Annotated in this window: 4 protein-coding genes; all 4 read right to left on the bottom strand. The window is 33.8% G+C overall.

From position 1 onward, the window contains the following. Nucleotides 1-742: HD domain-containing protein (locus B4I81_RS10140; RefSeq protein WP_291110288.1), on the bottom strand; the 742-nt coding region annotated here is incomplete at its 3' end. A gap of 106 nt (nt 743-848) precedes the next feature. After that, entirely contained in the window at nt 849-1,640 is a 792-nt protein-coding gene (locus B4I81_RS10135) for a TrmH family RNA methyltransferase (protein ID WP_291110286.1), read from the bottom strand. A gap of 64 nt (nt 1,641-1,704) precedes the next feature. After that, nucleotides 1,705-2,997, bottom strand: a complete 1,293-nt coding sequence (locus B4I81_RS10130; protein WP_291110284.1) for an amidohydrolase family protein — start codon at nt 2,995-2,997, stop codon at nt 1,705-1,707. Nucleotides 2,998-2,999: 2 nt separating this feature from the next. Then, nucleotides 3,000-5,851: amidohydrolase family protein (locus tag B4I81_RS10125; protein WP_291110282.1), on the bottom strand; the 2,852-nt coding region annotated here is incomplete at its 5' end.

Here is a 5,851-nt window from a genome sequence, read left to right as displayed (position 1 = left end):
TTATAGTGAATTCAATTCCCTCGTCCGTTAATGATTTGCTTAAAACATCTGAAATAGTTTTGATGTAAGTATCTTGTTCTTCTTTGGTTTCTTTTATTTTACTAACAATATCATTATAAACTTCAGGTTCTGTATATTTTAATCCTAAATCTTCTAATTGTGTTTTAATATTATATAAACCTAAACGGTGGGCTAGAGGCGCATAAATGTATAATGTTTCTGAAGCAATTTTTGCCTGTTTGTAATCGGCCATGCTTTCCATAGTTTGCATGTTGTGCAATCTATCTGCAATTTTAATTAGAATTACCCGAACATCATCATTCAATGTCAATAGCATTTTACGGAAGTTTTCCGCTTGTACTGATATTTCTTGATCGGTTTTAACTTTGGCAATTTTGGTTAAGCCTTCCACTAATTGAGCAATCTTCGGATTGAACATTTTTTCAATATCCTGAACCGTAATGTCAGTATCTTCTACTACATCGTGCATTAAAGCTGCCGCAATGGAAGTTGCTCCCAAACCAATGTCTCTAGCTACAATTTTAGCTACAGCAATAGGATGGAAAATATAAGCTTCACCCGATTTTCTGCGTTGGTCTTTATGAGCATCAACAGCTACATCAAATGCTTTACGAATGATTTTTTTGTCTTCATCTGTAAGGGTTTGATAACTGATGCGAAGTAATTCTTTATATTCTTGCGCAATGGCTTTGTTTTCGGCTTCTAATTCTAATTCTGTCATATATTTTCTTTAACCAACTAAAAGTAAGTTAATTTTTCTAATTGTGCAATAGTGAAAATATAGAAATGAGTAAAGAAAAAATATTTGAAGTTGAATTTTGAATTTGCTATTGAAATTGTCTTTGTCTTTTAGCTTCAAACAACAAAATAGCGGCTGCAACTGAAACATTCATTGAATCAATTTCGCCTTGCATAGGAATGATGATATTTTTGGTGCTTTCGGTTCGCCATTTTTCAGATAAACCAGTAGCTTCTGTTCCCACAACTAAAGCAGTGGGAGTGGTGTAGTTTTGGGTATGATATTCGGTTGAATCTTGTAAAGTAGCGGAATAAATATTAATGTTATTTGATTTTAAATAAGCAATAACTTCTTCAGTAGTTCCAACAGCAATTTGTCGGGTAAACAAACAACCTACGCTAGAGCGAACGATGTTAGGATTGTATAAATCACTTTTTGGATTGGCAATGATAACAGCATCAATGTTTGCGGCATCAGCTGTTCTTAAAATGGCACCAACGTTTCCAGGTTTTTCAAGAGATTCACCAACTAATATTAATGGATTTTTCGAAAGTTTTAAATCGGATAAGGCTAAGGATTTGGTTTTTGCAATTGCTAATATACCTTCGGTAGTATCGCGATAAGCAAGTTTTTGGTAGACTTCTTTAGATATTTCTATTACATTTAACGGTTTAGTCGTTAAATCGTTTAATTGTTTTTCTGAAATGATTTCAGGTAAAAATAGAATGGTTTCTAATTCATAACCACCTTTTAGCGCCAATTCAATTTCGCGTTTTCCTTCAATTAAAAAAGTGCCTGTTTGCTTACGAACTTTTGCCTTCTCTTGTAATTGAACTAACGATTTGATAAACGGATTTTGAACCGAGGTGATTTGTTTCATGAATCAAAAATTATAAGGCAAAAGTACAAAAAAAAGCCTCTCATTTACTGAAAGGCTTTTGGTCTTATTTTTTTTGTTGTTCGAATTTTCCTTTATAACGTTGATACAATTCGGTATGGTGACTTTCTAAACTGATTTGTCTTCCATCAATAAAAGCTAATGAAATGACATTGGTTTTCATATCTAAAGCATCGCCTTCAGAAATAAATAAAGTAGCACTCTTGCCTGATTCTAAAGTTCCGTATTGGTTGTCAATTCCTAAAATTTTAGCAGAATTTCCTGTGATTAATTGTAATGCTTGTTCTTTTGTTAATCCCCAAGCGGCACAAGTTCCGGCATAAAATGGTAAGTTTCTTGTTTGCATACGTTCCATGTCGCCTGCATTTTGCAATGCAACTAAAACACCTGCATCAACTAATATTTTAGCATTTTTGTATGGTAAATTTACATCTTCATCTTCTAATAAAGGTAAATCGTGAACGCGTTTTAATAAAACCGAAACGTTATTCTCTTTTAATAAATTCGCCACTTTAAATGCGTAATAACCACCAACAATAACCATGTTTTTGATGTTGTTTTTCTTTTTGAATAAAACAGCATCAATAATTTCTTTTTCGCCATTTGCGTTTACGTATAAAGATTTTTCTCCTGTTTGTAAACCTTTCATAGCTTCGTAAGGAATATCCTTTTTCACATTTTTACTTCCCAAATAAGCAAAAGCATTATCAAAATATTCTTGAATTGCCTTTACTTGTGGGTCGTAATTTTTGTTCATTTCAATTCCTCCTGGTTCTGCCCACCAACCCGCTCTTGAATAGCTTCTTGGCCAGTTTAAGTGAATTCCGTCATCTGTTTTAATCGAAGCGTCTTCCCAGTTCCAAGCATCTAGTTGAACAATAGATGAAGTTCCAGGAATTCTGCCACCTCTAGGAGTAATTTGTGCTAATAAAACTCCATTTGGACGTGTTGTTTCTACCAATTTAGATTCGGCATTGTAAGCAATAATACTTCTCACATGCGGATTGAATTCACCAATTTCACTTTCATCATCTGAAGCTCTAACGGCGTCGATTTCAACTAAACCTAAAGTTGAATTTGGTGCAATAAAACCAGGATAAACGTGTTTTCCAGAAGCATCAATCACAATATCGTGTTGGGCTGGTTTCATTACTGTTGCATCACCAATGTTGGTAATTTTTCCATCAATAATTGAAATTAAACTATTTTCAATTACTTGTCCGTTTCCTAAATGCGCTTTAGCACCTAAGATTAAAATCGATTTGCTTTGTTTTGGAGCTGGCGTTTGTTGGGCAAACCCAAACAAAGAAATAAATAAAAGAACTATATATTTTTTCATCATTAGTTGTATTTGTAGTGAGACTCTTTGCAATATTCTCCCAAGGTATCACAGTGGTAGTGACCGTTTTCTTTTTTCTTAGGTAATTGCGTTTTCATTCCTTTGTTTTTAGCGTCTAACATCAAATTGATAAGTTCCGCGCGCTCTTTTTGAATCAATGCTAAAGTCTCTTTTTCTTTTTCTAAATCATAGAAAATGATTCCGTCTACTAACGTTTTTTCTGCTCTTGTGTAGATTGATAATGGACTATCTGACCAAAGTACCACATCGGCATCTTTACCAACTTTGATACTTCCTACTTTGTTATCTACTTGAAGAATTTTGGCTGGATTTAAGGTTACGAAATTCCAAGCTTCTTCTTCCGTTACGTTTCCGTATTTAACCGTTTTAGCAGCTTCTTGATTCAAACGTCTCGACATTTCAGCATCATCTGAATTGATAGAAACTTTTACGCCTTCGTTCATCATAATCGATGCATTGTATGGAATGGCATCGTTAACTTCATATTTGTAAGCCCACCAATCTGCAAATGTTGAACCAGCAACACCATGAGCCGACATTTTATCTGCTAATTTATATCCTTCTAAAATATGTGTAAAGGTTTGAATTTTAAATCCATAACGCTCAGCTAATTTCATCAACATATTGATTTCTGATTGCACATAAGAGTGACACGTGATGAAACGTTTTTTAGCTAAAATTTCGCCTAAAACTTCCATTTCTACATCAAATCTTGGCATTTTTTTATTTTTACCTGATTTGTAAGTATCCCATTCATTTTTGTATTCAATAGCTCTTGTGAAATAATCTTCATATACTTGTTCCACACCCATACGCGATTGTGGGAAACGGTTTCTCGAGAAATCTCCCCAATTCGATTGTTTTACATTTTCACCTAAAGCAAATTTGATGTATTTTGGAGCATCTTTTACTAACATTTCGTCTGGAGCATAACCCCATTTTAATTTGATGAATGCCGCACGACCACCAATTGGATTTGCAGAACCATGTAATAAGTTAGCCGAAGTAACGCCACCCGCCAAATTTCTGTAAATATTAATATCATCTGAATTTACAACATCTTCAATGGTAACTTCTGCTGATGAATTTTGACCACCTTCATTTACTCCATTTGAAATAGCAATATGTGAGTGTTCATCAATGATTCCAGCCGTTAAATGTTTTCCAGTTCCGTCAACTACTTTTGCTCCAGTTGAAGGTAAGTTTTTGCCAATTTTTGCAATTTTTCCGTTTTGGATTAAAACATCGGTTTCTTTTAGAATTCCGTCTTTTTCACCTGTCCAAACGGTTGTATTTTTGAATAAAATAGTTTCTTGTTTTGGTTTTTCAGCTGTTCCAAACGAAATATTTGGATACGTTACAGCATACATTGAAGGAACTTTTGGTTCGTCTTTTTTGTCGTCATTCTTTTTATCCTCTTTAACTTCAGCTGTTCTCTTAGTTGCTGTCCAAGAAGTTTCGTTTCCGTTTTCTAAAACAGCTTTTCCTTGCATCATATCTTTTACAAATGTTCCTGAAAGTCTAACGAAATTTGCTTTTGTAGTATCTTGGTTTTTGATTACTAAATTCACCCAAGGATCATTAAATTGAATTTTTGTTCCAAAGTTGATGCTATCTTTCATAGCTTTTGCTTCAAATTTTGAAGTTTCACCTTCAATTTTTAGTTCGAATTTATGGTTGTCGAATACTAAATCATAAGTTCCTCTAATATCAGTTGGATTGATTTTATCAATGATGTTTCGATTTCCTTGCACCCAGTTTTCTAAGATGTTGCTTTTGTCTTCAAAAATATCACCTGAAACGATGATGAAGTTCGCTAATTTTCCTTTTGAAATAGAACCTATTTTATCAAATTGATTGATCAATTTTGCAGGATTTTCTGTTAAGGCTAATAACGCTTTGTCTTTTGGTAAACCATATAAAACGGCTTTTCTTAAGTTTGATAAGAACGATTTTGTTTCTTTTAAATCAGCTGTTGAAAGTACAAAAGGTACATTATTCTCAGCCAAAATTTTCAAGTTGAACGGAGCTTGATTCCAAAATTTCATATCGCTCAAACTTACTTGTTGTGCTAAATAGGGGTCAGAAACATCATAAGCATCTGGAAAATTTAATGGGATAATAAAAGTTGCTCCTGATTTTTTAATTTCATCGATGCGTTCAAATTCGTTTCCGCCTCCTTTGATTAGGTATTTTATTCCGAATTCATCTCCTAATTTGTCTGCTCTTAATGCGTTTAATTTATCTCCAGCATTAAAGATTTGCAATAAAGATTTGTTCGCATTGAAAGCTTCTAAAGATAAATCTTTGTTGGTTGCGTTTCCTTGTGCATACCATTTCGCATCATGAAATACTTGACGAATTAAAGCCATACTTCCCATCATGGATGAAGGATAACTTTGCTTTGTAAATTTACTTCTGCTAAATGTAAAATGTTGCGATACTTTGTTTTTTACAATTCTATCAGCGTTTGTGCCGAAGTCGTTTAAGGTCCAAAGCAAACCGGTTCCAGCAATAACACCATCATTGTGATGACTTAAAACCGTTCCAAAACCAGCTTCTCTTAGACTTCCTGCTGTTTTTGAATCGTAGCTTAAGTTTTCATACGCATTGTATTCTGGTTTGATGTGGTCGTTCCAATAATACCCTTCACGATTGGTATCGTATTGAGGAGTGAAGTTACCACTAGGTCTTGGAGTAGGCTTGTTAATTCCGAATTCACTATACAATTCGATGAATGAAGGATAAATTGTTTTTTCTGTAGCATCAATAATGGTAGCTCCTTTTGGAATAGAAACATTTGTGCCAACTTCTACAATTTTGTTTTCTTTGA

The sequence above is a fragment of the Flavobacterium sp. UBA6195 genome (assembly GCF_002422095.1).
In the GTDB taxonomy this organism is placed as follows: domain Bacteria; phylum Bacteroidota; class Bacteroidia; order Flavobacteriales; family Flavobacteriaceae; genus Flavobacterium.
The sequence above is the reverse complement of the archived record's forward strand: the minus strand, read 5'-3'. Positions and strand labels throughout refer to the sequence as shown.

Excerpts from the sequence above, each read along its gene's own strand:
- B4I81_RS10135 (WP_291110286.1), bottom strand. The coding sequence starts at position 1,640 with ATGAAACAAATCACCTCGGTTCAAAATCCGTTTATCAAATCGTTAGTT.
- B4I81_RS10130 (WP_291110284.1), bottom strand. The coding sequence starts at position 2,997 with ATGAAAAAATATATAGTTCTTTTATTTATTTCTTTGTTTGGGTTTGCC.